Here is a 26,430-nt window from a genome sequence, read left to right as displayed (position 1 = left end):
TGACGACGGAGCCGAACGAGAGGACTGCTGTGAGCGAGCTCGACAGCCGCATCGCCGTGATCGGCATGGCGGTGCGGCTCCCGGGGGCCGAGGACGTCATGGACTTCGGAACCCAGCTGAGGCACGACGGGATCGAGGTCGACGAGGTCCCGCCGAGCCGCTGGGACCGCAAGCTGTACCTCGGGGACAGCGCCCACCAGGGCACGCATCACCGGGGTGCCTTCCTGCTGGACCCGTTCTCCTTCGACCACGAGGCGTTCGGCCTGACCGCCGAGGACGCCGTCCTCCTCGACCCGCAGCAGCGCGTGATGCTCGAGGTCGGTGCCCGGGCCCTGGAGGACTCCGGTTACCTGAGGGCGCGTCGGCGGCTCGACGCGGGCGTGTTCGTCGGGGCCCGCATGAACGCGTACGGATTCGACCACGGGCGGGGCCTGGGCGCCGACGGCACACAGGGCCCGGCCGGCGCCCAGGCAACCGGCCTTGGCGGCGGGCCTCGGGCCGCCTCCCTCTGGGGACGGTCGCAGAACTTCATGGCGGCCTGGCTGTCCGACCGGTTCGACCTGGCGGGCCCGAGCCTTGTCGTCGACACCGCGTGCTCGTCCGCCCTGTCGGCCGTCTGGCTGGCTTGCCAGAGCCTGACGGCGGGGGCCTGCGAGCTGGCCGTCGTCGGCGCGGTCGACCTGCTGATCGACCCCCTGACGTTCGTCCTGCTCTCCCGCACCGGAGCCCTGTCCCCGGACGGCCTGTGCCGGACCTTCGACCGCAGGGCCAACGGCTACGTGCCCGGTGAGGGAGCCGTCGCCCTCGTCCTGAAGCCGATGGGGACGGCACTGGCCGACGGCGACCTGGTCCTCGGAGCCATCGCCGCGACCGAGGTCAACAACGACGGCCGCACGATGGGCGTCACCTCGCCGAACCTGGACGCCCAGATCGAACTGCTGGGCAAGGTGTACGAGCGGATCGACCCGGCGACCGTCCAGTACGTCGAGGCCCACGGCACCGGTACCGCCATCGGCGACCCGATCGAAGCGCGGGCGCTCACCGAGGTGTTCGGCCGGCTCGGCGTCCCCCGCAACTCCGTGGCGCTCGGCTCCCTCAAGCGCCGCATCGGCCATCTGCACTCGGCGTCGGGCCTGGCGGGCCTGGCCAAGGTGATCGTCATGCTGCGCGACGGCATCGTCCCGGCACTCACCGTCGAGGAGCCCAATCCCCGCCTCGACCTGGCCGACAGCCCCTTCCGCCTCCCCGCCACGCACAGCCAGTGGCCCGAAGTGCCCGTGCGGCGGGCCGCGGTGAGCGGTTTCGGCTTCGGCGGGACGAACGCGCACGTCGTCGCCGAAGCCGTACCCCCGGCTCCGCACGGGCGGGGCCGCGCCGACGGGCCGTCCCGCGCGGTCCACATCCTGCCCCTGTCGGCCGACACCCCGTACGCGCTGCGGGAACTGGTCGCGCAGTGGATTGAGTTCCTGCCCACCGTGGCCGACGACCTCGACGACGTGTGCGCCACCGCGCGACTGGCGCGTCCGCACCGCTCCGAGCGGGTGGCCGTAAGCGGGGCCGACGCGAGGGAGCTGACGTCCGCCCTTCGCACATGGCTTCTCCGGTACGACGCTCCTGACTCCGCCGCGCCCGGGGAACCCACCGTACGGGTCCGTCCCGAGGCGGACGGAACACCCCCCGCCTGGCTCGTCGCCCTCGATCGCTCGGTGCCTCCCGTGCACGAGATCATCGGTCTCTTCGAGACGGCGACCGGTGCGCGCCTGGCCGATTTCTCCGGCGAACTGCTGCGCATCAGCGAGGGAATCGCCCTCACAGTGGCGCTGCGCGACGCGGGACTGCCGGAAAGCGCGGTGGACCTGCCCCCGGGGTGGGAGGCGGTCCGGGACTTCGCCTGGGGCCGTGTACCGCTCGAGGAGGCGCTGGCCGACGTCCTCCGTCACGATGGCGACCCGCTCCCCGGGCCCGCGCACGAGCCCACTGCCGAGGGCGAGCTGTGCGCACGTCTGGTTGGGGCACACGACGGCCGGGAGGTGACCGCGGAGCTCGCCGCGGTCACCACCGACCTCTTCCGTGCGGGCCAGGACATCGACTGGAACGCGTACCAACGGGACACGGCGTGGCGCAAGCGCCTGCTGCCATCGTCCCAGCCGCGCGGCCGGGCCCTGGACCTGCGCGAGCCCCTGCGCTCGCCCGAACCCGGTGCGCCCGCGGAGCTCGTGCGGGACGGGGGAGCCGCCGGATACGTCTTCGCGCGGGTCTTCGGGCCGGGCGAGGTGCCCCTCGCCCAACATGCCGTGTACCGCAGGATCATGCTGCCGGGTGTGGCGTGGTTCGAGTTCCTGCGCGAGGGTGCCGCGTTGCGCGGCGAACCCTTCCACGGAGTACGGGACCTGCTGTTCCACCGCCCGCTGATCCCCTCCGGCGCGTGCCGCGTGGTGTGCCGCGTCGATGCGCGGGGGCAGTTCACGGTGGAGGACGACCGGAACGGGGGCCCCTTCGTCACCGGTCGACTGCTGCGCGAGCCGGCCGCCGAGCCGGTCCCCGTACCGGTCGCCTCGCTGCTCGGTTCCTGCGCACAGGTGCACGCCGGCTCGGGTCTCTACCGGTGGCTGCGGCGGATCGGCTACCACCACGGCCGCTACTACCGGAACATCTCGTGGGTGGCGGGCCTCCCGGACGGCGGCACGCTCGCCCGCATCGAGGGGCGGCGCCAGCGGGAGATGAACGCGCCCGGTACCCAGCTGTTCCCAGGGCTCCTCGACAGCGTCACCATCGCCGCGATCGCCCCGGACAACCCGGTCTTCGGCGCCGCCGACGCGTCCGCGTTCATACCGCTCTCGGCGGCCAGGGCGGACGTCCACGGCCCGCTGGACGACGCGGCCTACGTCCGCACGGAGATCGCCTTCTGGAACGAGGAGGCCTGCCGCGTCACGCAGACGGTGACCGACGCGGAGGGCCGGCCGTTGCTGGTCTTCGGCGACATGTCGTCCAAGCGGGTGCCGCTGGAGGCGTTCAGCGGGGAGGGGGCGCCGGCGCAGCCCGCCGCGGCGACGCTGCCGCTGGACCGGACGGGGGCGCCCCCGGGTACGGCGGCTGCGGCACCCGGCCGTACGACTGCGGCGGGACTCGGCGCTACGACCGCGCCGGCGACCGCCGGTGCGGCAACGGGGACCGACGGTACGACAGCGGCCAGGGCCGGCGACACGGCCGCGGCGGCGACCGCCGGTACGACGGAGACCACTGCCGGCCCTACGGCCGCGGCCGGGCCCCGCGACACCGCCTCGGTGCCTTCCACCCGCCCCGCCCCCGCGACGCGCTGCGACCAACCGCCGACACCCGGGCGGGTGCTCGCCTGGTTCCTGGAGCTGACGGGCACCTCCGCGGACGACGCCGACACGGAGTTCCTGTCCGCCGGGTTCGACTCGGTCGGCCTCGTGTCGCTGAGCGAGCGGATCTCCCAGGAGTTCGGGCTGTCCCTCTACCCGACGGTCTTCTTCGAGTACCCGACGCCCCGCCAGTTCGCCGACTTCGTCCTGACCGAGGCCCCGGAGCTGGCCGCCACGCTGATCCCTTCGCCCCGCCCGGCCGACGAGACGTCAACGCCCGCCGAGCCGACAGCGGTTGACGAGGCGCCCACCGCACCCGGAGCACCCGCGGACTCGACCCCGGCCCCTCGCCCACCCACCACGACGGCCGCGGCCCGGGCCGTGCCCACCCCGTCCGTGCCGACGCCCGAGACCATCCGCTCCCGCGACATCGCCGTCGTCGGCGCGGCGGTCCGCCTCCCCACCGCACACACCCTGACCGACTTCGCCGACCTTCTGCGCCAAGGGCGGGACACCGTACGCCCGCTGCCCGACAGCCGCTGGAGTCAGCCGCCGCACGGGCCCGCCCCGTACGCCTCGTTCCTGGAGGCCGTGGACGAGTTCGACCCGGGCCCGTTCCGGATCTCACCCCGGGAAGCGCCCCTGATCGACCCTCAGGCGAGGATCGTGTACGAAACGATCTGGGAGGCCCTGGAGGACGGGGGACGGGCCGGCGAGCGGGCCGAGGGCAGCCGGACCGGTCTGTGGATCGGCTACAGCCACGACCACTACCACGAGGAGCGCGCCCGCCACGGCGTATCCGACGGCCGGGGCCTGGGCCTGGAGGCGATGATCGCGAACCGGCTGTCCTACCTGATGGACTGGCACGGCCCGAGCGGACTCGTCAACACCCTCTGCTCGTCCTCGCTGGTGGCGGTGCACACGGCTCTGCAGCACCTGCGCGCCGGAGACATCGACACGGCGGTGATCGGCGCCGTGCACGCCGCCATCAGCCCCGAGTACTTCCGCTCGATGGGCGATCTGATGGCCCTGTCACCGAGGCACCGCTGCCGTGCCTTCGACAGCACCGCCGACGGCTTCGTCCCCGGAGAGGGCGCGGTCGCAGTAGTCCTGCGACGCCACGACGACGCCCGACGGGACGGCGACCGGATCCGGGGGCTCGTCAAGGGCGCGGCCGTTAACCACGGTGGCCGTACCACCCGTTACTCCGCCCCGAGCGCTCGCGCACAAGGGGACGTGATCGCCGAGGCTTTGCGGGATGCGGGGGTTGAGCCGGAGACGATCGGGTTGTTGGAGGCGCATGGTACGGGGACGAGTCTGGGGGATCCGATCGAGATCGACGGGCTGACTCGGGCGTGGCGGGGGCATACCGGTCGTGCGCAGTTCTGTGCGATCGGGTCGTTGAAGTCGAACATCGGTCATCTGGAGCCGGCGGCGGGTCTGGCGGGGCTGGTGAAGGCGCTGTTGGCGATGGAGCATGGGGTGATTCCGCCGACGCTGCATGTGACGCGTCCCAATGACCACATCCGTTTCGAGGAGACTCCGTTCTATCTGGCTGACCGTGCGCGGCCCTGGCCGCGTGGGGGGCATCCGCGGCGGGCCGCGATCAGCGCGTTCGGCATGGGCGGTGTCAACGCTCACGTCATCGTCGAGGAACCACCGACGGCGCCGCAGGACACCCCTCTGCCCCAGGACAGCCACATCGTGCGGGTCAGCGCGGCGGACGAGACCACCCTGCGCGACCTGGCCAGTGCCTACGCCGCCCACCTGACCGGCACCGACGAGGACCGGCTCGGCGACTTCGCACGTACCGCCAACACCGCGCGAGCCGCCCACCGCTACCGCACCGCCGTGCACGGCACCACCGCCGCCGAACTGGCCGCCCGGCTGACGGAGGTCGCCTCCGGAGCCACCTCACCGACCCGGCACATCCGAACGGCGACGACCACCGCCTTCCTCTTCACCGGACAGGGCTCGCAGTACGCGGGCATGGGCCAGGGCCTGAAGGCGACCGAGCCGCACTTCCGCGACACGCTCCACGAATGCGCCGATCTGCTCACCCACTGGACCGACGTGCCCCTGCTGGACCTGCTGTACGGCGACGCCCGGCACCTGCTGGACCAGACCCGGTACGCGCAGATCGGCATCGTCAGCGTCCAGGTCGCTCTGGTCGCGTCCCTGCGGGCGGCCGGGGTACGGCCCGACGTCGTCGCCGGGCACAGCCTGGGCGAGCTGACCGCAGCCTGGGCGGCCGGCGTGCTCACCCTGCCCGACCTGCTGCGGCTGACCGTGCTCCGCGGCGAGCTGATGCAGGCCCGGCCCGCCAACGGCACGATGGCCGTGGTCCACACCGACATCCATTCGCTCACGGCCGAGCTGGAGGCGTATCCCGGCATCGAGATCGCCGCCCACAACGCGCCGCGCGTCCACACCATCAGCGGCCCGGAAGGAATGCTGGCCCGGTTCCGCGAGCAGAGCTCCTTCCGCGTGCGGCCCCTGACGGTCAGCCACGCCTTCCACTCCGCGGTGATGGAAGCGGCCCTCGCCCCCTTCGCGGACGCCGTCGCCGCCACCCCGCTCGCGCCGCCCGAGATCCCCTTCGCCAGCACTCTCACCGGCACCTGGCACAGCGACGTCACCGCCACCGATCCCGGGCACTGGGCCCAGGCGATCCGCCGCGCCGTCCGGTTCAGCCAGGCCGTCACCACGCTGGCCGAGACCGGCCCCCACACCGTCTGGGAGATCGGTCCGCATCCGCAGCTGATCCCGCTCGCCCGCGCAACGCTCACCGAGGCGCGCCCCGATCTCGACCCCGCGTGGATCACCACGCTCCAGCGGGGCCGCGAGGACCAGCCACAGTTCCACGCCGCGTTGACGGCCCACCACAACCACACCGGCACGGACCTGAACTGGACCGGGCTCCACCACGGCAAACGCCAGAGCGTCACCACCCTCCCCGGCTACCCCTTCAGGCGCCGCCGGTTCTGGATCACCCCCGGCGCGCCCGAGGCCTCGGGCCCCGACCCCACGACCACCGACAGCACTCATCCGCACGAGACGAAGAGGCCCGAGCACCATGGCTAGCGAATACGGACTGAAGCGACACTTCAACGGTGAGGCCGCGCGCCTCATCGGCGGCAAGGTCCGCGCCGTCCACCCCGAGTTCGACATCGAGGGCTACGCCGCCGAAGTGGAACAGCGCATCCCCGGCAAGGAACTGAAGGACCGCGTCCTCGTCCTGACCGAGGGACTGCGCACCCGGCTCCCCGAGGACTACCCGACCGCCGTGGCCGTGCTCGTGTCGATCCTCGGGGACGAACTCGCCGAGGGCGAGGGCATGTTCAACACCAGCTGGTTCCTCATGCCGGTGGCCAGGTTCGTGGAGGAGTACGGCCGGAACCACCCCGAGGTGTCCCTGGACGCCATTGAGGAAATCACCCGGCGCCACACCGGCGAGTACGCCATCAGGCCCTTCGTCGAGGACCACTACGCGATGACGATGAAGCGCGTGGAGCGGTGGGCCCACAGCCCGAGCCACAACGTACGGCGCCTCGCCAGCGAGGGAATCCGCCCGCGCCTGCCCTGGGCCCGCACCCTCGACGTCTTCGTGAAGGACCCGCAGCCCGTCCTGGAGATCCTCGAACCACTGCGTAGTGACCCTTCCGAGTACGTGCGCAAGTCCGTCGCCAACAACCTCAACGACATTTCCAAGGACACCCCCGACATCGCGCTCGCCACCGCGCTGCGCTGGCTGGAGGAGAGCCCCACCCCCGAGACCAACTGGATCGTGAAGCACGCTTTGCGCACCCTGGTGAAGAAGGGCGACCAGCAGGCCCTGGCCATGCTCGGGGCGACGGGCGGCGAGCTCGCCCATGTGTCCGACCTGCGCGTCACCCCTGGGGTCGTGGCCGTCGGAGACAGCCTCGTCATCGACTTCACCGTCGAGAACGCCGACGACCGGGCGCACAGCGTCACCGTCGACTACGTGGTCCACCACGTGCGCAGGAACGGCCGCAGCATCCCGAAGGTCTTCAAGCTGACGACCCTCGAACTCGCCGCCGGCGAACGGCGGGTCGTGCGCAAGACCCACGCCCTCAAGGAGGTACAGACCCGCCGGTACTACGCGGGCGAGCACGTCGTCGAGATTCAGGTGAACGGCCTGGTCAAGGCCACTGAGCGGTTCGACCTCCGCACATGAGCGGCGCCCGCATCCACCTCGGCGTCACCGATCCGCTGGTCCGCGACCACCGGATCGGTGACACACCCGTCGTCCCGGCCGCCGCCCAGATCGACGCCGTTCTGACCGCCTGCGACGCCCGACGGCCAGACCGCGTGTGGACACTGGAGAACGTCACCTTCCGCGCACCGCTGAGGATGACCGGGCCCGGAGTCGACCTGCGAGTGGTCACGGCCGACGACGGGCGGTGCTCCCTCCTGTCGTTCGACGCCGATGCGGGCGGCGCGCCGGTCGAGCACAGCACGGCGCGCGCCCGTGGGGTGCCTCTGCCGCCGCCCCGCTACGTCGACCTGGCCGGACTGCGGGCCGGCTGCGCGCAGTCCGTCGCGCTGACGGACGTGGCGGCTTGGCGGCAGGCCAGCGGCATCACGTACGGGCCCGCCTATCGGGTCATCCGTTCCGCGCACCGGGGACAGGACCGCATGCTGGTGGTCCTGCGCGCGGACGACGACCTGCACGGGACCAGGTTCGTGCCGCCACCGCTGCTCGACAGCGTCTTCCAGGTGCTGGGCATGCTCGACGGCGGGGCGGCCGGGATGTGCCTGCCCTGGTACGTGGGTCGGCTCGTGGCCCGTCGGCGGATCTCCGGCACGGTCCTCGCCCATGTCGAGCGCGACGCGACGGCCGGGTCCCGGGGCGGTGGCGTACGGGGGAGGGCCACCGTCTGCAACCAGCAGGGCGAGGTGCTGCTCGAACTGGACCGCATCACGCTCAAGTCCCCCTCGGTACAAGCGCCCGCCAGGGCGGCGGAGGAGCAGGGCCGATCCGCGGCGGGTTCGATCGAGACCGTCGTCTGGCGGGAGGCCGAACCGGCCCGCGCACCACGGGCGTTCGAAGGCCCTCTGCTGCTGGTCTCGCCGCAGCGGCTCCCGACGCCGGAAGGCCGGTCCGTCGTCCACCTGACGCCGGCGGAGCTGACCCGGGAGCGCCTCGACGACGTTCTCGACGGCACGCCCGTGGGCGCGGTGGCGTACGCGGCTCCGCGCGGCCTGGTGGGCGAGGACCGGGTGAGGGAAGCCCTCCAGGGTGTCTTCACCCTGGTACGGCGGCTCACGGCACGTCCGCCCATGCCGGATCTGCTGCTCGTCACCTGCGGGGCCCACCAGGTGGCGGGGGAGGAGGCCGTCGACCCCTTCATGACCTCCCTGTGGGGTCTCGGCCGCACCCTGCGCGTGGAACACCCCCGCACCAGCGTGCGCCTGGTGGACCTGGAGGCCGGCGCCGACCTCACGGCGAGCGCGCTCGAGGACGTGCTCGGACACGCCGAGCCGGAGCTCGCCCGACGCGCGACCGGCTGGTACCGGCCGGCACTGGAATCGAGCGAGCGCACACCGCGACCGCCGACCGACGGCTGCGCGCGGCCTCCCCGCTTCCGTGACGGACGCTTCCTCGTCACCGGAGGCATGGGCGGCATCGGTCTGCGGGTCGCGGAGTTCCTCGCGGCCGAGGGCTGTGCCCATCTGACGCTCGTGGGCCGGACCGTCCCGGACGCGGGGGAGGCCCGGGCGCGGCTCGACCGGCTCGGTGCCCTCTGCGACCTGCACACCGTGGCCGCGGATGTCCGTTCCCTGCCGAAGGTGCTCGACGGTGCCGAACGCTACGACGGCGTGTTCCACGCCGCGGGAGTGCTTCGGGACGGCCTGGCCCGCAACCTGACGCCGGACCAGGTCGAGGACGTCCTCGGCCCCAAGGTCGGCGGGGTGCACGCGATCGCCGACCTGATCGCAGGGAGCGGCCCACCGGACTTCGTCGCCCTCTTCTCGTCCGTCGCTTCCGTGTGCGCCAACCTCGGGCAGAGCTCCTACGCCACGGCCAACGCCTACCTGGACGGCTACGCCGCCCGCAGGCGCGCCGACAAAGAGCCCTGGTTCAGCCTCGGCTGGGGGCTGTGGAGCATCGGCATGGGCGAGGGCATCGCCCCGAAGGCCGCCGCCCACGGCGTGCCGGTTCTCACGGCGGACAGCGGTGTCGCCCTGCTGCGCACCGTCCTCGGCCGTCCTCCCGCGCACTACGTCCTGTGCGCCGACGCCAACGCGAAGGAAGAACCCATGACCGCTGTGACACCGGAACGCGGGCTGTGGCTGTCGCTGACCACGGCTCTGAAGAACGTCCTGCACGTCGACGACGTGGTGCCCGAGGACGATCTGCTGGAGCTGGGCCTCGACTCGATGATGGCGGTCGAGCTGGCCGCGTCCCTGACCGCCGACGGCTTCGAGGTCGACCCGATGGTCTTCTTCGAGCACAGCACGGTCGGCGCGTTGGCCGGCCACCTCGAACCGGCGGACCGTACGACCGAGGCGGCCAAGGCCCCGGCCCCGCCCCCGACGACCGTGGGCATCGCGCCGATCGGGGCCTCCGGGGCCCCGGCCCTGGTGCCCCTGGCCTCCATACCCGCGGCCCCGGAGCCGGAACGGCCGGCGCCCGCCGCCGCGCACCGGAGCACGGCCGACTCCTTCGTCCCCGACTGGGACCGTTTCCGCGACCCGGCACCCGCCCGCCGCGAGGACGGCCCGGCCCCGGCCCGCCCGCTCCCGGCGGCCACACACACCCCGCATCCCGCGCAGGCCCCGACGCCCGTGGCGGCGACGTCTCTGACGGCCCCGGCAGCGGCCCCGACCACCGAGGCGCCCCGCCCCACCACCCGCACTCCCCGACGCTCCCTCCCCGGCCGTCTCTCCGGCAGGCCGGACGGCACCTTCCTGGAGCGGCGCATCGACGCCCTCTCCGTGGAGGACCGTGTCGTCGTAGCCAAGGACGAGTACTTCTACGAGCCCGTCATCGAGGAGGCCCGGGGCGCCCACATCAAGTTCGACGGCCGCTGGTTCCTCAACTTCGCCTCCTACAGCTACCTCGGACTCATCGGGCACGACTACATCGAGCAGCAGGCGCTGCGTGCCGTGGAGCGGCACGGGACCGGAGCCCACGGTGTGCGGCTCCTCGCGGGCACCCTCCACCTGCACCGTGAACTGGAACTCGCGCTCGCCCGGTTCCTGGGCGCGGAGGACGCCGTCGTCTTCTCCAGCGGCTACATGACGAACGTGGCGACCGTGGGCGCGCTGGTCGGCTCCGGCGACGTCATCATCGGTGACGTCTACAACCACGCCAGCATTCTCGACGGCTACCGGCTCTCGGGCGCCAAGGTCATCACATACGCGCACAACGACCTCGCCGATCTCGAGCGCGCGCTGAAGAAGGCGGGGGACGCGGGCAGACTGGTGGTCACCGACGCCGTCTTCAGCATGGACGGCGACGTGGCCGACCTGCCGGGCATCGTCGAGCTGTGCGAGCGGTACGACGCCCCGCTCATGGTGGACGAGGCGCACAGCCTCGGCGTACTCGGCCGCACCGGGCGCGGCATCACCGAGCACTTCGGCATCGACCCGGCCCGCGTCGACGTGAAGATGGGCACGCTGTCCAAGACCGTGCCCAGCGCGGGCGGTTACGTCGCCGGATCGAGCGACCTCGTCTTCGCGCTGAAGAACAACGCGCGCGGCTGGATGTTCTCCGCGGCCGCGACCCCGGCCCAGGTGGCGGCGGCCAGGGCGGCGATCGAGGTGATCGACGCCGCGCCGGGACTGCCCGGGGAACTGCGGGCCAGGACCGCCCGCTACCGGGAGCAGCTGCGAGCGCTGGGTTTCGACACGCTCACCGGTGAGACGCCGGTCGTGCCGATCATCTGCCGCAGCGCCGAGCAGGCGGGTGCCATGGCCCGCGCGTGCCAGCTCGACGGACTGTTCGTCCAGCCGATCGTCTATCCGGCGGTGCCACGGACGCTGCCCCGGCTGCGGACCATCGTCAACCTCAGCCACTCCGAGGCCGACCTGGACACGGCCGTGGCGACGCTGGAGAAGGCCGGCCGTGCCTGCGGCCTCATCACCTGACCGCACGACCACATGACGACCAAGGGGGAACGGACATGACGGACATCGACAAGACGGCATTCTTCTCGGCGGTACTGAAGACCATCGCCTCGACCCGCAACCACGGCACCGACCGGGACGAGCACACCAAGGGAGTGGTGGAGCCGGCCGCGCGCATCCGCGCCGTCGAGGAGGAGATCGGAGAGAGGCAGCTCACCTCCGGCCAGACCGGTGAGGTGCTGGACCTGCTGGAGACCACCTTCCGCGCCAAGCGCACCCCGGACGAGGAGCGGGAGTACTACCTCCAGTACATCGAGAAGGTCTCCGGCGTCAGCCGGGCCTCGTTGGGTGTGTCCGCCTGGTGAACACGTCCGACCTCGCGTGGTACAGCCACGAGATGTGCTTCTGGCACGACCCCGGGCCCGGATCGGGGTACGTGCCGGTGGGGCCGGGTGTCGAACCGCTCCGCCAGTTCGCGGTCGACCCCGATCTGCGCCGGGCCGAAGGGCTGGTCAAGGCGTCCGGCGTGATGGACCGGTACACCTGTGTCACGCCGACGCCGGTCTCGGACGAGGACCTGCTGCTGGTGCATGTGCCGGAGCACATCGAGCGCGTCGAGGCGGTGTCGGCGTCCGGCGGGGGTGACGCCGGTGTGTACGCGCAGGTGAACTACCACAGCGCACAGGCCGCGAGACTCGCCGTGGGCGCCTCGGTGCAGGCCACCGAGCAGGTCCTGGACGGGAGGTTCCGGCGCGCGTACTGCCTGGTCCGCCCGCCCGGCCACCACGCGGAACCCGATCGGGCGATGGCTCTTTGCCTCTACAACAACGTCGCCGTCGCCGCGCGGGCCGCGCAACGCCGTGGGGTGCGCCGGGTGATGATCCTGGACTGGGACGTGCACCACGGCAACGGCATCCAGCGGGTGTTCTACGACGACCCCGGCGTGCTGTACGTGTCGATCCACCAGGACGGGCTGTTCCCGGCGGCGTCCGGCCTCGTCATGGAGACAGGGGTGGGTGCCGGCACGGGCAGCACGCTCAATGTCCCGCTGCCTCCGGGCACGGGACACGACGCCTACCTCGCCGTCGTCAGCCGCGTCGTGGAACCCGCGGCCCGGGCGTTCGGCCCTGATCTGATCCTGGTCGCGGCGGGCGTCGACGCGAGCGGTCACGACCCGATGGGCCGGATGATGTGCACCAGCCGGACGTTCCACGCCATGACGTCCGCGATGTGCGACCTCGCCGACGAACTGACCGGGGGCCGGATCGTCCTGGTCCACGAGGGCGGCTACTCGGCGTGGTACCAGCCGATGTGCGTGCTGGGCACGGCGAGCGCGATCGCCGGCCTGCCCGCGCCGCAGGACCCTTTCCTGCACTCGTTGGACCACCTGCCGGGCCAGCGCCTGCAACGCCACCAGAGCCGGGTGATCGAGCACCTTCGGGCTCATCACCCGCTACTGGCCCGTCACCTGACCACCGCAGATCCGGGGCGGGGTGCGACCGATGCGTGACTGGTGGATGACCGTCGGCTCCCGCCCGGCGCCCCGGTTCCGCGTGGTGGCCTTTCCACACGCCGGCGGGTGGCCCTCCGCGTTCCGTTCCTGGTGGCAGGTCCTGCCCGAGGACGTCGAACTGGTCGTCGCTCAGTTGCCGGGCCGGGGTGCCCGTATCAACGAGCCGCCGCTGACCCGCGTCGAACCCCTCGTCGACGCGCTCAGCCGGGGTCTCGCGGACCTGCCCGAGCTGCCGTACACGGTCATCGGGCACAGCTTTGGCAGCGTGCTGGCGTACGAACTGACCCGCGCGATGGAGCAGAAGGGCTTCGCGCCGGGGCTGCTCGCCGTCTCGGCGCGTCAGCCCCCGTGCTTCCCCAGCGAGCCGCCCTTCGCCCACCTCCGGAGCGACGCCGAGCTGCTGGAGCACCTGCTCGACATCGGCGGCATGACGCCCCAGCTGATGAACCGGACCGAGCTGGTCCGGCCGTCGCTGCGCGCCATCCGCGCGGACCTGGAGGCGATGGAGCGCTATGAGCGGCCGCTGTCGGGCACCGGCGTGCCCATCCTCGCGCTCGGAGCGGTCGACGACCCCGTCGTCGTCGCCGAACGGCTGCACCTGTGGTCTCTGGAGACGACCGGCGGCTTCAGCCGGCGGATGTTCACCGGCGGCCATTTCTACCTCTACGAGCCCGCGCACGCTGCGGTCGTCGTCCACCGCCTGGTGGCCGGCCGCCCCGGCCCACCGCACGCGGGCCTCCCGTACGAGGGCCATGTCCCTCGTGCGTCCGGCCACCCGGCATCCGTTCCGGGCGGCGGTTCGAAGTACCCTCTGAAGGAGACAAGTTGAGCACCATCACCGATACCCCCCACCAGGCCGGGCCACGGCAGTGGCTGGGCCTGGCCGTGCTGGCGCTTCCCACGCTGCTGCTGTCGATCGACGTGAGCGTGCTGCACCTGGCGGTCCCGCACATCAGTGAGGGCCTGAACCCCTCGGGCTCCCAGATGTTGTGGATCATCGACATCTACGGCTTTCTGATCGCCGGCTTCCTGGTGACCATGGGCTCGCTGGGCGACCGCATCGGCCGCCGGAAGCTGCTGCTGATCGGCGCCGCCGCCTTCGGCGTGGCCTCGGTGGCCGCCGCCTACGCCAACGGCCCTGCCGCGCTGATCGCGGCGCGCGCGGCGCTCGGCGTCGCCGGTGCCACCCTGATGCCGTCCACCCTGGCACTGCTCACCAACATGTTCCGTGACGCCCGGCAGCGCGGGGTGGCCATCGCCGTCTGGGTCACCATGTTCTCCGTGGGTATCGCGCTCGGCCCGGTGGTCGGCGGGGCGATGCTGGAGTACTTCTGGTGGGGTTCGGTCTTCCTGCTCGGGGTGCCCATCATGGCGCTGCTGCTGGTGGCCGGTCCGATGCTGCTGCCGGAGTACCGCGACGAGCAGGCCGGCCGGGTCGATCTGGTCAGCGTGGCCCTGTCCCTGGCGACGATCCTGTCGGTGATCTACGGCCTGAAGGAGATCGCCAACGACGGGGTGTCCGCGCTCCCGCTGCTGGCCCTCGTCGCGGGCCTGCTCGTGGGCGTCGTGTTCGTCCGTCGGCAGCGCGGCCTGGAGAGCCCGCTGCTGGACTTCCGCCTGTTCCGCAACCCCGCGTTCCGTACGTCCCTGGTGACGCTGCTGCTGAGCATGCTGGTCGCGGGCGGCACGTACCTGTTCGTGACGCAGTACCTGCAACTCGTCGGCGGGCTGTCGCCGTTGAAGGCCGGTCTGTACCTGCTCCCCGCGGCCTTCGCGCTGATCGTGACGGCCGTCGTGTCCCCGATCGCCGCGAGCAAGGTGCGGCCCGCGTACGTCGTCGCGGTCGGTCTGGCCGTATCGGCGCTGGGCCACGTCATGCTGGCCCTCGCGGACAGCACGTCCGGGATCGCGCAGGTCGTGACCGGCTTCGCCTTCGTGTACGCCGGTGGCGGCCCGCTCATCGCGCTGGGCACCGACATCGTGGTCGGATCGGCGCCGCCCGAGCAGGCCGGATCCGCCGCGGCCATCTCGGAGACCAGCACCGAGCTGGGCATGGCGCTCGGCGTGGCGATCCTCGGCAGCGTCGGCACCGCCGTGTACCGCAGTGAGGTGGACGTTCCCGCCCAGGTCCAGGGCGGTGCCGGCGACACGCTCGCCGGAGCGCTGGAGGCGGCGAAGGGCCTGTCCTCGGACGTGGCCGCCGCGTTCGTCGACTCTGGCCGGGCCGCGTTCACCGAGGGCATGAACGTCATCGGTGTCATCGGCGCGCTGATCGCACTCGGGACGGCCGTGCTCGTGGCGGTCGTCATCAAGAGCCCGCCCACGGGCGCGGCCGAGGAGCCGGCCGGAGAGTCCGCCGAGAGCCCTGTCGCGCCCGCGGAGCAGCCCGCATCCTGACGCGGGAGCGGGCTGCCACCCTCACGCGTCGGGGCGCTCCGTGTAGGCGGCGGCGTACTCGGCGGTGGGGGCGATGGGTGTGATCACGTCGATGAGTACGCCGTCGGGGGCGGCCACGATGAAGTGACGTTGTCCGAAGTCCTCGCTGCGCAGGGGGAGTTCGGGATTCAGGCCGTGGTCGTCCACGAGTCGGGCGTACTCTGCGTCGACGTCGGTCACCTCGAAGTTGAGCAGGACACCCTGGGCGGGGCGGCGGAACGCCTGCGGGATCGTTTCGTGGGCCGCGTCGACCAGGGCGAGTTCGTAGTGCGGCGGCTCGGGCCGCCGGAGGCTGACGTACCAGTCGTTGTCGAAGGTCGTCTCGAATCCGAGCAGAGCCGTGTAGAACTCCAGGGATTCCCGGATCCGCGGGGTGCAGATCACCGGGTAGAAGCTCGTCATGGCGGAGGACGTCATCGGGTCACCGTTCTGAGGTGGGCGCAGGTCGTCTGAGCGCGGGTGGCGCTCGTCGTGTCAACGAGGAGCGCCACCCGCCGTCACGTCCGCCGGGTGTGAAAGCGGGGGAGACATGACGGCGCGAGCACCGAGGGAACCGGAATATCCGCAGGTGTGGGCCGTGCGGAATGCACCTCCGTGGAGCGAGGCGCTGAGCTTTTCCCTGCTGGACGCGGGAGAAAGGCGGAAGGCTCTCACCTTCCGGCGCGAGCCGGATCGTTCCCGTTACATCGCGGCGCACGCGGCACTCCGCCTGCTGCTGGCCGCGCACCTTGAATGCCATCCCATTGACGTTCTCTTCGGACGGGAGCCGTGCGCGCGGTGCGGAGGCTCGCACGGCCGGCCCGTTCTCCTCGATCGCGCGGCGGCCCTGCACTTCTCGCTCTCCCACTCCCCGGGCCTGTCCCTCGTCGCGGTCGCCGGCGTGCCCGTCGGGGTGGACGCCGAGCGCGTACCCGGCCGCAGGACCGTCGAGTTGTGCCTGGAACGCCTGCATCCGGAGGAGCGACGCGAGGCGCTGGCTGTCCCGGAAGGGGAGCGGCTCCTGTGGTTCTGCCGCCTCTGGGCACGCAAGGAGGCCTATCTGAAGGCACTCGGGACCGGGCTCGGCCGCGGACTGGAGCGGGACTATCTGGGGGACCGTGAGGGGCCGGGGGCGCCGCCGCGCCCGTCCGGCTGGACCGTCCGGAACCTGCCGTACGGCCCTTTGAACGGCACCCACTCCGCGGCCCTGGCCGTCCCGGCGGGCACCCGCGTACCCGGCGGGCCACGCGAACTGAACTGGCGTGTCTTCCAGGACGACTTGCAGGAGCAAGCAGCGGTCGGCCGGTGGTGACCCGTGTTGACATACCGATGGTATGTCACTAAGTTCACTCGCATACCTTCGGTACGTGACTGGAGATGGCGCTCCATGCTGACCAGCCTCTGTCCGGTGATCTGCACCTCACGCCTCGAGGAGTCCCGCGAGTTCTACACCCGCCTGTTCGGTTTCAAGGTCATTCACGAAACGGATTGGTACATCGGCCTCGGCCGACCCGGGCTGCCGCCTGGTGAACTCGCTCTTCTCGACCACACGCACCCGGCCCTCCCGGAATCACTGAGACGGCCGGTGCGCATGGTGCGCGTCACCCTCGAAGTGGAGGGAGAAGGGGAACTGGAACGCATAGCCGCCTGCGGCGAATCGGTCGGAAGGCGCTTGCTCGGCACCGGAGGACCCGAAGGGAACGACTTGGTCGTCACCGATCCGAATGGAGTGCAGATCCGCGTCGCGGCACCGAAATGACCCATCGGTGCTCGCGCGAGATCGGCAGCCAAGGGGGGAGGGCAGTCATGCCCGGAAGAATCGATCCCGGGGCGGCGGTCGCGGTCATGCGCGCCGCCGGACTCGAACCGTTGGAGCCTTATCCCGGGGCGAATGTGGCCTGGAACAGCCGCTGCACCAAGAACGCGCACCATGTCGCGCCCACCTTCACCTCGGTGCGCATCGGCACGAGCGGGGGATGCCGCTACTGCGGACGCATCGCCGCCGGGGAGCGGCGACGGGCTGCCGGCCGGGCGCAGGCCGAGGCGGACATGCGTGCCGCGGGATTCGAACCGCTGGAGCCGTACCCGGGGTCCAGGTTCCGATGGTCCTGCCGACACGTTGTCTGCGGTCGTACCGTCCAGCCGCGGCTCTTCAAGATCCGCGCCGGGAAGGGCGGCTGCCGTGCCTGCGCGGGGCGGGTGCCGGTGGACTGCGAGGCCGCCGAGGCGGAGATGCGTGCGATCGGCATGGAACCGCTGCAACCTTTCCCCGGCCGTGTGCGTGACAGGTGGAGGTGCCGCTGCATGACATGCGGTCACATCGGTACCCCCACTCTCAACAACATCCGCCGCGGCCAGGGCGGCTGCTATGGCTGCGCACACCGCGCCGACCGCCCCCTCCGTGCGAGCTGACGAGCTCGCTCGCACCTACGGCAGAGGCGCCCCCGCACGTAGCGGGGCGCCTCTGCCGTCACTTGACCCGCAGGGCTTCCAGCATCGCCACCAGTGCGACCTGGGTGTCATCCAGATCGCGGGGGTTCGTCGAAGCGGCCAGCCACAGCGCCGCCTCGTTCATCGCGCCCGACAGCAGATGGGTGAGCGGCTCGACCGGCTGCGCGGCGATCGTCCCCTCACCGATCAGATCCCCGAGGACCTGTGCCAGGTGCCGACCGGAAGTCGTCTCGTTCATCGCCCGCCACTCGCTCCACCCGAGGACCGCGGGACCGTCGACGAGCATGATGCGCTGGATCACCGGATCGGTGGATACGGTGAGGAACGCCTGGCATCCGGAGACGAGTTGGTCCCATGTGTCCTCCCGGGCGTCCGCTGTCTCCGCGATCCGCTCGGCCACCTCCTGCTGCACCTGTTCCAGCACGGCCCGGAACAGCTCGGCCTTGCTGGAGAAGTGGTGGTACAGCGCGCCCTTGGTGACCCCCGCCGCGCGTACGATCTCCGACAGCCCCACGGCTCCGTACCCCAGCGTGGAGAACAACCGTCTGCTCTCCCGCACCAGCGCCTGCCGAGTCCGCTCCCGCTGCTGTGCCCGAACCCCTTGGGTCATTCTCTCCCCCGCCCTTCACGTACTGAAGGTACGTCAACTTCCCCCGCATGGCGATCCACCCTCCCTGACCCGCCCTCGATTCGGCGCCGGGCCACGAACTACCCCCGCCCAGGCGTGGAGCACAGGATCTCGGCCGTCGTTGACGGCGGCCAGTCCGAATTCCCCGCCTACGGCGAGTTCCCGCTCCCCGGACGGCAGCCGGCGAACACGAGAGTCCCACGCGCTGGGCGGCCGCCGCAGCGGATCCCGTGGGGGAGGCACATGTCAGTGGCCGGGATCCTGCGCCGTGCGTGATCCCGGGGTCAGGACCTGGCGCAATCTCCAGAGTCTTCGAGGGTCATTGCGCTTGGCCTGTTCCAGACCGTCGAGGAGCAGGTCCGGGCCGAACCGGAACTCCTCGTGCAGTGACACGGAGGTCAGCTCGTTGGCTGGGCAGCGACCGGTCGGCGATTCGATGCGATATGTACTTGATGTTACTTTGCGTGGTCTTTAGTGTTCGCCGGGAGGAAAGCGCTGCGAGGTCCGAGTCCCGTGCCACCGTCCGGAAGCGAGGTGTTGGAGCGCGTGCACGCGAGGTGCGGCTGTCGGCCGGTTTCGGGCCAGAAGGGACGTCCCAGAGGGACGCGATGGCTACGGGCGTTTGCCGTACTGCCGTTGCTGGCGTCGGTGCTCGCCGCTTGCGGCAGTGACGAGGACTCCGGTAGGCCCACCCTCAACTGGTACAACTTCCCTGACGACTCCGGTGCGCTCCAGAAGGCGGCCGACCGGTGCGGCCGGGCGTCGGGCGGCCGCTACAGGATCAGCTACAACAAGCTCCCGCGTGCCGCGGACGGCCAGCGCCAGCAGCTCGTCCGCAGACTCGCCGCTGAAGACGACTCGCTCGACATCCTGGGTCTGGACGTCACCTGGGCGGCGGAGTTCGCCGAGGCACGCTGGATCCGGGAATGGACGGGGACGGCGAAGCGGCAGGCCACCGAGGGCACTCTGCGCGTACCGCTGCAGACCTCGACCTGGGAGGGCAAGCTGTACGCCGTCCCGTACAACACCAACACCCAGCTCCTGTGGTATCGGCAGGACCTGGTGCCCACCCCACCCAGGACCTGGGCAGAGATGCTGGACATGGCCGGCGCTCTCGCCCGGCAGGGCGAACCGCACTTCGTGGAGATCCAGGGCGCCCAGTACGAGGGCCTGACCGTCTGGTTCAACACGCTGATCAACAGCGCGGGCGGCTCCATCCTCAACGCGAGCGCGACCGAGCCTTCCCTCGGTCCTCCTGCAGTGCGGGCCGCCCAGATCATGCGTGATCTGGCGAAGTCCCCGGCCGCGGACCCCTCCCTGCCCAACCAGATGGAGGACCAGAACCGCCTCGCCATGGAGTCGGGGGTGGCGGCGTTCGAGCTCAACTACCCGTTCGTCTATCCGTCGATGAAGGCGAACAACCCCGAGCTGTTCAAGCACTTCCGCTGGGCGCCGTACCCTCGGGTCGACGCGAACCGCCCGGCACGGCCCACCATCGGCGGCATCGATCTGGCGGTGAGCGCCTACTCGCGCCACCCCGATCTGGCCTTCGAGGCGGCACTGTGCCTGCGCAACCGGGAGAACCAGCTCACCGCCGCGCTCGAGGGCGGTCTGCCGCCCACCCTGCGCGCCCTGTACGACGATCCCGCGTTCATGAAGGAGTACCCCTTCTCCGGGGAGGTGCTGGCCGCCCTGGAGTCGGCGAGCGTACGCCCGCTCACTCCGGCCTACCAGAACGTGTCGATCGCCGTCTCCCACACGCTGTCTCCGCCGTCCGGGATCAAACCGGAGAGCTCCGTCGACACCATCAGGGAGCAGATCGACGATGCCCTGCGATCAGAGGGTGTGATCCCGTGAACCGCCTCCTCCGGCACCACTCCGTCCGTCGGCGCCGTGGTGCGCGGACCTCGTCCTCGGACGGCCCGAGATGAGCACGCGGGCGCAACCGGCCGGAACCCCGCCGCCCCCCGAGGCAGAGACGGAGCAGTCGGAGACGGAGCAGGCGGGGCCGGGCCGGGCGGCTCTCTCGGCGGGCGCCAGGCAGGAGCGGCGGCTCGGCTGGCTGCTCTGCGCGCCCGCGGTCGTCGTCATGGTCGCCGTGACCGCCTACCCCATCGGGTACGCCGTCTATCTGTCTCTCCAGCGGTACGACCTGCGCTTTCCCGGACGGGCGGAGTTCGTGGGCCTGAGCAACTACGGGGCGGTGCTGTCCTCCCCGTTCTGGTGGGACGCCTTCTGGGTCACGCTGTTCATCACCGCCGTGTCCGTGGCGATCGAACTGGTCCTCGGAATGGGGCTCGCCCTGGTGATGCACCGCACGATCCTCTGGCGCGGCGTCGTCCGCACGTCGGTCCTCGTTCCGTACGGGATCGTCACCGTGGTCGCCGCCTTCTCCTGGCAGTACGCCTGGACCCCGGAGCTCGGATACCTCGCCGAGCTGTTGCCCAGCGGGGAAGCCCCGTTGACCGAGAAGTGGCCCGCCCTCTGGCTGATCATCCTCGCCGAGGTGTGGAAGACGACGCCCTTCATGGCCCTGCTGCTGCTCGCGGGCCTCGCGCTGGTCCCGGAGGAGACTCTGAAGGCGGCCATGGTGGACGGTGCCACCGCCTGGCAGCGCTTCACCAAGATCATGCTGCCGCTGATGAAGCCGGCCATTCTGGTGGCACTGCTCTTCCGGACACTTGACGCGTTCCGGATCTTCGACAACATCTTCATCCTCACCGCGGGCGCCCACGGGACCGGTTCTCTGTCGATCCTCGGGTACGACAACCTGTTCACCGCGCTGAACCTGGGCATCGGCTCGGCGATCTCGGTCCTGATCTTCATCTGCGTCGCGATCATCGCCTTCACCTTCGTCGGACTGTTCGGCACCGCCGCACCCGGCGCGGAGGTGAGGCGCTGATGGCCGCGGCGGGAAGGACGCATGCAGCCCGATGGGGTGTCCTGAATGTGGTGGTGGTGCTGTACGCCCTGTTCCCGGTGTGGTGGATCGCCGCGCTGTCGTTCAAGGACCCCACCACCCTGACGGACGGCAACTACATCCCCACGGACTGGACCTGGGAGAACTACCGGGGCATCTTCGAGACCGCCGAGTTCACCCGTGCGCTGATCAACTCGATCGGTATCGCCCTGATCGCCACGGTGGTCGCGGTGGCGCTGGGCACCATGGCCGCCTACGCGGTGGCCAGGCTCCGCTTCCCCGGCAAGCGGGTGCTCATCGGCATGTCGTTGCTGATCGCCATGTTCCCGCCGATCTCCCTGGTGTCACCGCTGTTCGACATCGAGCGGATCATCGGGATCTTCGACACCTGGATCGGGCTGATCATCCCGTACATGACCTTCTCGCTGCCGCTGGCGATCTACACCCTGTCGGCGTTCTTCCGGGAGATCCCCTGGGATCTGGAGAAGGCCGCCAAGGTCGACGGGGCGACGCCCGCGCAGGCCTTCCGGATGGTCATCGTGCCGCTGGCCGCGCCGGGCGTGTTCACCACGGCCATTCTCGTGTTCATCTTCTGCTGGAACGACTTCCTGTTCGCGATCTCGCTGACGTCCACCGAGTCCGCGCGCACCGTGCCTGCCGCGATCGCGTTCTTCACCGGGAGCTCCCAGTTCCAGCAGCCGACAGGGTCGATCGCCGCCGCCGCTGTGGTCATCACCATCCCGATCATCGTTTTCGTCCTGCTCTTCCAGCGGCGGATCGTCGCCGGACTGACCTCCGGGGCGGTCAAGGGGTGAACGGGCCGACCGCGGGGGACAGGCCACCGGTCCGGGACCCCAACGGCATGACCCGGACCCGGAAGGCATGAAGGCAAGGAGGCACCATCCATGGCCGAGATCATCCTTGAGGGAGTCACCAAACGTTTTCCCGACGGGGCCCTCGCCGTGAAGGACGTGGACCTAGAGATCGCCGACGGCGAGTTCGTGATCCTGGTCGGTCCGTCGGGATGCGGCAAGTCCACCACGCTGAACATGATCGCCGGACTCGAGGACATCACCGAGGGCACCCTGCGTATCGGAGACCGAGTCGTCAACGACCTGGCTCCCAAGGAACGCGACGTCGCCATGGTGTTCCAGAGCTACGCCCTGTACCCGCACATGAACGTCCGGGAGAACATGGGCTTCCCGCTGCGCCTGGCCAGGGTGGACAAGGCCACCGTCAACGCCAAGGTGACGGAGGCCGCCGGGATCCTTGACCTGACCGAGCACCTGGACCGCAAGCCCGCCAACCTCTCGGGCGGTCAGCGCCAGCGGGTGGCCATGGGGCGGGCGATCGTCCGTGATCCCAAGGCGTTCTTGATGGACGAGCCGCTGTCCAACCTGGACGCCAAACTCCGGGTACAGATGCGCACCCAGATCTCCCGGCTGCAGCGGAGCCTCGGCACGACCACCGTCTACGTCACCCACGACCAGACCGAGGCGATGACGCTCGGCGACCGGGTCGTGGTCATGAGACAGGGCCTGGTCCAGCAGATCGGCGCACCTGCCGAGCTGTACGACTCGCCGCGCAACATCTTCGTCGCGGGCTTCATCGGCTCCCCGGCGATGAACTTCCTGAACGCCTCTGTGGAGGGGGGCGCGCTGCGCTCGTCCCTGGGAGACCTGACCCTCGACGACCGCACGAGGCAGGCGCTGGAACGCCGGAACGCGCCCCGCGAGGTCATCGTCGGGCTGCGACCGGAGGCATTCGAGGACGTGGCACTGTCACATGACCGGGACCGGACGGGCCCGGTCTTCACCGCCACCGTGGAGGTACTGGAGTCGCTGGGTTCCGATGCGTACGTCTACTTCACCGCGGAGGGCGGGCCCGCCACGACCACCGAACTGGAGGAGCTCGCCAAGGACTCGGGCGTGCCCGACACGGGCGCCGCCACCCGACACATCGTGGCCCGCCTGGACGCCGCCACGCGTGCCCGCGAGGGCGAACCCGTGGAGCTGCAAATCGACATGGCCAAGGCTCACGTGTTCGACCCGGCGACCGGAGCGAACCTGACGCATCCGGTGAGAGGGGACTGACGACGCACCACACGGGGCCACGATCCGGTGCAGCCGAGGGCGCTGGTCCCGGTGATCTGGGAGCCCGTGTCGCAGCGCAGGATGCCCGCCGGGGCCAGGGCCGTGCAGTACACCGAGCCGGGGTTGGGGGAGGCGTACCTCAAGCACGGCCCGCTGCAACTGACGCAGTCGGACCCCGGGGGTGCCGCGTACCGGCATGTCGTCGAGGAACTGGCCCGGCGGGTGCGTCATGCGGTGGATCCGCTCAACCTGCCCGCCGACGAACCTCCCGCCTTCGACCTCGCGACGGTCCGGGGCTGTTTCCCGGTCCAACGAGGTGTCGGAACTGACCGACCACGTCCGGATATTCGTGGTCGCCTGTACCAAGCCCCGGCTTCCGATGGGCCGTTCACCAGAGCCCCACGGGGCCTGTCAGAACTGGATGTCAGAGGCACGTAGGGTAGGGTTTACCTGCGCGTTCACGCGGTTCCCCGTGTGCAGCGCATCGGGACGTGGCGCAGCTTGGTAGCGCACTTGACTGGGGGTCAAGGGGTCGCAGGTTCAAATCCTGTCGTCCCGACTGGAGACAGTCACAGGTCAGGGCCGGTTTCGGAGACATCCGAAACCGGCCCTTGGCCATTCCTGGGGACCGGTTGGGGGCCGGCGTCCTTGACCGGCGTCAGCGAGTCATGACGACCGGGCTCGGCAGGGAGCGCGGTGCGCGGAGCACGCTGAGGTGCGCCGAGAGTGCTGCGCCGGCGGCCGTGATCTTGTGTTCGTCCGGGTGGAGGTAGCGCTGGGTGGTGGTCAGCGATCCGTGGCCGGCGACTCCGCGCAGGACGTGGACCTGGACTCCGGCGTCGGCAAACCACGTCAGTCCGGTGTGCCGGAGAGGTGATCTGCTGCCACGCGGTGTCGGGGATGGCGGCGATGGCCCGTCTGATGGAGGGGCTCATGCCGGTGGCGAGGGAGAAGCGGGCGCCGGCCCGGCGGCAGACGGCGATGATGGGCCATCCGCAGGACGTGATCGACTTCCTGCTCCAGACCTACGGGGACACCCCGGAGGCGGGCCGTACGGCCGTCGGCACCGTCGAGAAGGTCACCGGCCGCCCGGCCCGCACATTCGCCCAGTGGGCGACGGAGCACGCGGACGACTTCCAGGCGACGGCCGGCGCGTAGGTGCGTGGCCGTGGACACGGAAACGGCCACCGGGTGGGGCCACCTCGCGGGCCTCCGCATAATATGCCCCAAATGTGCGTATAAGTGGCTGCCGGTCGGATACCCGTGGCGCATGAGACGAACGTTGAAGCGGCATGAGAAGAACGGCGGGCACGCCCCGGTCGGTCAGGAGGACGAGAACGCGCGGGCGCCGAGCGCCGGACCGGATGAGCGGGTGGAGCGGCAGGCGCCCGACAGTCCTACGGATCTGACCAAGGGCTCCTGGGGCTCGGTCCTGAAAGGCACCCTGAGGGGGTTCAAGAAGGACGAGCTGATCGACCGGGCGGCGGCGCTGACCTACTACGGGATCCTGTCGCTGTTCCCGGCTCTGCTGGCGCTCGTGTCCCTGCTGGGAGTCATCGGGCAGTCGGCGACGCAGCAGGTGCTGGACAACATCCAGAACCTCGCCCCAGGCGCGGCGCGGGATGTCCTCACCAACGCGGTCCAGCAGCTGCAGGGCAACGCCGGGCTCGGCTCGGTCATGGCGATAGTAGGGCTGGCGCTCGCGGTGTGGTCGGCCTCCGGCTATGTCGCGGCGTTCATCCGGAGTGCGAACGCGGTGTACGACGTTCCCGAGGGCCGGCCGGTGTGGAAGGTGCTGCCGGTCCGGGTCGGCGTGACGGTGGCGCTCATGGTCATGGCCATCATCAGCTCGCTGATCGTGGTGTTCACCGGCGGCCTCGCGCGGGAGGTGGGCGCCGCGCTCGGTGTCGGCGACACGGCGCTCACCGTGTGGTCGATCGCGAAGTGGCCCGTGCTGGTGCTCCTGGTCACGATCATGATCGCCATTCTGTACTGGGCCACACCGAACGCGAAGGTCCGCGGCTTCCGATGGATCACACCGGGCGGTCTCCTCGCCCTGTTGATCTGGATGATCGCTTCGGCCGGGTTCGCGTTGTACGTGGCGAACTTCGGCTCGTACAACAAGACCTACGGCACGCTCGCCGGCGTGGTCATCTTCCTGGTGTGGCTGTGGATCACGAACCTCGCGATCCTGCTGGGCCTGGAGTTCGACGCGGAGATGGCGCGCCAGCGTGCGATCGAGGGCGGCCATCCCGCGGACGAGGAGCCGTACGTCGAACCGCGCGACACCCGGAAGTGGGACGAGGAGGAGCGCCGCCGCCTCGGATCCTGAGACGGTGGCTCGCTGCCGAGCTGCCGAGCCGACCGCCGTTCCGCCGGTCCTGCGTGCGCAGGCTCGGCCTCGATGGCCGCCCGACGAGACGCTTCCCCCCGGCTCGCCGGCTGCGGCCACCGACCGGACCCGCGACGGACGTCGCGAGACCGTCGAGGGGTCGCGGAACTCGTCGCGGACGGCCACGGTCGGTCTGTTCGGTGGAGCACCCACGCCGTGCTGCGGCGGGTGGAGCGGGCCCGCGCCCAGCACCTCGTGGCCGGGCAGCCGGGCCACGAGGTGCTGGCACCAGTACCACCACAGCTGTCTGTGCCCGCGCACCGACCCGCCCAGCGCCATCTGGGCGGACGGCACCCTCGGGGCCACCACCGCCGAACGGCTGGGCTATCAGGAGGCCACGAGCCGACCTCACCCTCGTAGCCTGCTCACCGCTGCTCACCGCTGCTCACCGCTGCTCACGGGCGGTTACGCACGGCCGGACAGGCTGCGGCCGGAGTGCGACCACCGGGGCGCCCCCGCACGTCTGAAGGCGCTGGACGAGATGGCGCGGGAGACCGGGGGCGGTGGAGCTGGAGCTGGCGGAGGAGCAGCGGGGTCAGACTCGACGCCGCGCACCGAACCGTGGTGACGAGGTCCGCCGGGTCCGCGAGCGTCC

The 26,430-nt window shown here is 70.8% G+C and carries 17 protein-coding genes, 1 tRNA gene and 2 pseudogenes; 17 read left to right on the top strand and 3 right to left on the bottom strand.

What is annotated here, in order from left to right; translation table 11 throughout:
• The first annotated feature begins 29 nt into the window (after window positions 1–29).
• The 7 genes from WBG99_RS02885 to WBG99_RS02855 are packed head-to-tail and all read left to right on the top strand — an operon-like array spanning window position 30 to window position 15,333.
• Window positions 30–6,410: a beta-ketoacyl synthase N-terminal-like domain-containing protein gene (locus tag WBG99_RS02885; RefSeq protein ID WP_338894780.1), complete on the top strand. Its 6,381-nt coding sequence runs from the start codon at window positions 30–32 to the stop codon at window positions 6,408–6,410.
• Entirely contained in the window at window positions 6,403–7,524 is a 1,122-nt protein-coding gene (locus WBG99_RS02880) for a DNA alkylation repair protein (RefSeq protein ID WP_338894779.1), read from the top strand. Before WBG99_RS02885 ends, WBG99_RS02880 begins: the two co-directional genes overlap by 8 nt.
• Entirely contained in the window at window positions 7,521–11,444 is a 3,924-nt protein-coding gene (locus tag WBG99_RS02875) for an aminotransferase class I/II-fold pyridoxal phosphate-dependent enzyme (RefSeq protein WP_338894778.1), read from the top strand. The genes WBG99_RS02880 and WBG99_RS02875 overlap by 4 nt, the downstream gene beginning before the upstream one ends.
• Before the next feature lie 35 nt (window positions 11,445–11,479).
• Window positions 11,480–11,788, top strand: coding sequence for a hypothetical protein (locus WBG99_RS02870; RefSeq protein WP_338894777.1), 309 nt, complete (start codon window positions 11,480–11,482; stop codon window positions 11,786–11,788).
• Window positions 11,785–12,933 carry a class II histone deacetylase gene (locus tag WBG99_RS02865; protein WP_338894775.1) on the top strand — a complete coding sequence of 383 codons (1,149 nt, stop codon included), beginning with the start codon at window positions 11,785–11,787 and terminating at the stop codon, window positions 12,931–12,933. Before WBG99_RS02870 ends, WBG99_RS02865 begins: the two co-directional genes overlap by 4 nt.
• On the top strand, window positions 12,926–13,765 hold the full coding sequence (locus tag WBG99_RS02860; RefSeq protein ID WP_338894774.1) for a thioesterase domain-containing protein: 840 nt from the start codon (window positions 12,926–12,928) through the stop codon (window positions 13,763–13,765). Before WBG99_RS02865 ends, WBG99_RS02860 begins: the two co-directional genes overlap by 8 nt.
• Window positions 13,762–15,333: an MFS transporter gene (locus WBG99_RS02855; protein ID WP_338894773.1), complete on the top strand. Its 1,572-nt coding sequence runs from the start codon at window positions 13,762–13,764 to the stop codon at window positions 15,331–15,333. Before WBG99_RS02860 ends, WBG99_RS02855 begins: the two co-directional genes overlap by 4 nt.
• A 21-nt stretch (window positions 15,334–15,354) precedes the next feature.
• Here WBG99_RS02855 and WBG99_RS02850 read toward each other — a convergent pair whose 3' ends face one another.
• Window positions 15,355–15,789, bottom strand: a complete 435-nt coding sequence (locus WBG99_RS02850; protein ID WP_338894772.1) for a VOC family protein — start codon at window positions 15,787–15,789, stop codon at window positions 15,355–15,357.
• 160 nt (window positions 15,790–15,949) lie between these two features.
• Between WBG99_RS02850 and WBG99_RS02845 the strand changes: the two genes are divergently transcribed.
• The 3 genes from WBG99_RS02845 (at window position 15,950) to WBG99_RS02835 (ending at window position 17,763) form a co-directional block, all read left to right on the top strand.
• On the top strand, window positions 15,950–16,663 hold the full coding sequence (locus WBG99_RS02845; RefSeq protein ID WP_338894771.1) for a 4'-phosphopantetheinyl transferase superfamily protein: 714 nt from the start codon (window positions 15,950–15,952) through the stop codon (window positions 16,661–16,663).
• A 75-nt stretch (window positions 16,664–16,738) separates the two neighbouring features.
• On the top strand, window positions 16,739–17,110 hold the full coding sequence (locus WBG99_RS02840; RefSeq protein WP_338894770.1) for a VOC family protein: 372 nt from the start codon (window positions 16,739–16,741) through the stop codon (window positions 17,108–17,110).
• Between the two features lie 47 nt (window positions 17,111–17,157).
• Complete coding sequence (locus tag WBG99_RS02835; protein ID WP_338894769.1) at window positions 17,158–17,763, top strand: hypothetical protein; 606 nt, start codon at window positions 17,158–17,160, stop codon at window positions 17,761–17,763.
• 58 nt (window positions 17,764–17,821) lie between these two features.
• On the opposite strand, the gene WBG99_RS02830 is transcribed toward WBG99_RS02835, so the two are convergent.
• Window positions 17,822–18,412, bottom strand: coding sequence for a TetR/AcrR family transcriptional regulator (locus WBG99_RS02830; protein ID WP_338894767.1), 591 nt, complete (start codon window positions 18,410–18,412; stop codon window positions 17,822–17,824).
• A 654-nt stretch (window positions 18,413–19,066) separates the two neighbouring features.
• Here WBG99_RS02830 and WBG99_RS02825 point away from each other — a divergent pair.
• The 5 genes from WBG99_RS02825 to WBG99_RS02805 all read left to right on the top strand — a co-directional run bounded on the left by WBG99_RS02825 (window position 19,067) and on the right by WBG99_RS02805 (window position 24,002).
• A complete protein-coding gene (locus WBG99_RS02825; RefSeq protein ID WP_338894766.1) occupies window positions 19,067–20,287 on the top strand; it encodes an ABC transporter substrate-binding protein in 1,221 nt (406 codons plus the stop codon).
• A 70-nt stretch (window positions 20,288–20,357) separates the two neighbouring features.
• Window positions 20,358–21,332, top strand: coding sequence for a sugar ABC transporter permease (locus tag WBG99_RS02820; protein WP_338894765.1), 975 nt, complete (start codon window positions 20,358–20,360; stop codon window positions 21,330–21,332).
• Window positions 21,332–22,165, top strand: a complete 834-nt coding sequence (locus tag WBG99_RS02815; protein WP_338894764.1) for a carbohydrate ABC transporter permease — start codon at window positions 21,332–21,334, stop codon at window positions 22,163–22,165. Before WBG99_RS02820 ends, WBG99_RS02815 begins: the two co-directional genes overlap by 1 nt.
• 90 nt (window positions 22,166–22,255) lie before the next feature.
• Window positions 22,256–23,443, top strand: a complete 1,188-nt coding sequence (gene ugpC / locus WBG99_RS02810; RefSeq protein ID WP_338894763.1) for a sn-glycerol-3-phosphate ABC transporter ATP-binding protein UgpC — start codon at window positions 22,256–22,258, stop codon at window positions 23,441–23,443.
• Between the two features lie 485 nt (window positions 23,444–23,928).
• A tRNA-Pro gene (locus WBG99_RS02805) sits at window positions 23,929–24,002 on the top strand.
• Window positions 24,003–24,101: 99 nt separating this feature from the next.
• Here WBG99_RS02805 and WBG99_RS02800 read toward each other — a convergent pair.
• A pseudogene (locus tag WBG99_RS02800) lies at window positions 24,102–24,314 on the bottom strand (site-specific integrase); the annotation flags it as partial.
• A gap of 77 nt (window positions 24,315–24,391) precedes the next feature.
• Between WBG99_RS02800 and WBG99_RS02795 the strand changes: the two are divergent.
• Both WBG99_RS02795 and WBG99_RS02790 read left to right on the top strand, forming a co-directional pair.
• Window positions 24,392–24,601 (top strand): annotated as a pseudogene (locus WBG99_RS02795) (hydroxylase); the annotation flags it as partial.
• A 112-nt stretch (window positions 24,602–24,713) separates the two neighbouring features.
• On the top strand, window positions 24,714–25,775 hold the full coding sequence (locus WBG99_RS02790) for a YihY/virulence factor BrkB family protein (protein ID WP_338894762.1): 1,062 nt from the start codon (window positions 24,714–24,716) through the stop codon (window positions 25,773–25,775).
• Window positions 25,776–26,430 lie beyond the last annotated feature (655 nt).

It is taken from the genome of Streptomyces sp. TG1A-60 (assembly GCF_037201975.1).
In the GTDB taxonomy this organism is placed as follows: Bacteria; Actinomycetota; Actinomycetes; order Streptomycetales; family Streptomycetaceae; genus Streptomyces.
This window is presented reverse-complemented; position numbering and strand designations above follow the sequence as displayed.